The organism is Bacillus sp. HMSC036E02, assembly GCF_001836235.1.
Classification (GTDB): domain Bacteria; phylum Bacillota; class Bacilli; order Bacillales; family Bacillaceae_G; genus Bacillus_A; species Bacillus_A cereus.
On record NZ_KV827866.1, the window covers coordinates 6,702 to 7,201 of the forward strand.

Consider the following 500-nt stretch of genomic DNA (forward strand, 5'->3'; position numbering starts at 1 on the left):
TATATATTGAAACCATAATAAAAGTGAGGGGAGTTTTATGTTTATTTAAATAAGTTCGAGGTGTGGAAATGGAACAAAAGTTTATTGAAAAATGTAATCATGATGAGCTGGACTATGTTATAAAAGACTATTGGCAAGATGTATGGAATTATTCATTTATTATTACGAAAGATCCACACTTATCAGATGACATCACACAAGATGTCTTTATAAAGGTTTTTAAACATTGGCACTTGTTTCGAAAGGAGTCATCTATTAAAACGTGGATATTAAAAATCACAAGAAATACGGCAATAAACTATTTGAAATCCTCTTATTTTAAAAGGATATCTTTAGTGGGATTTTTTAGTGACGATAAACAATCTCCATCGGCAGAACAAGAATTTTTTAAGCAAGAGGAAATGAATGAAGTGTGGGATGTAGTACTAAAACTACCTAAAAAACACCGTGAAATACTAATATTGGACGCGAAATATGAATTATCTTATGAAGAAATGGCT

Annotated in this window: 1 protein-coding gene; it reads left to right on the forward strand. The window is 30.2% G+C overall.

Annotation, left to right across the window (positions count from 1 at the left end; genetic code table 11):
• Positions 1 to 68: 68 nt before the first annotated feature.
• Positions 69 to 500: RNA polymerase sigma factor (locus HMPREF2590_RS23770; protein ID WP_070861593.1), on the forward strand; the 432-nt coding region annotated here is incomplete at its 3' end.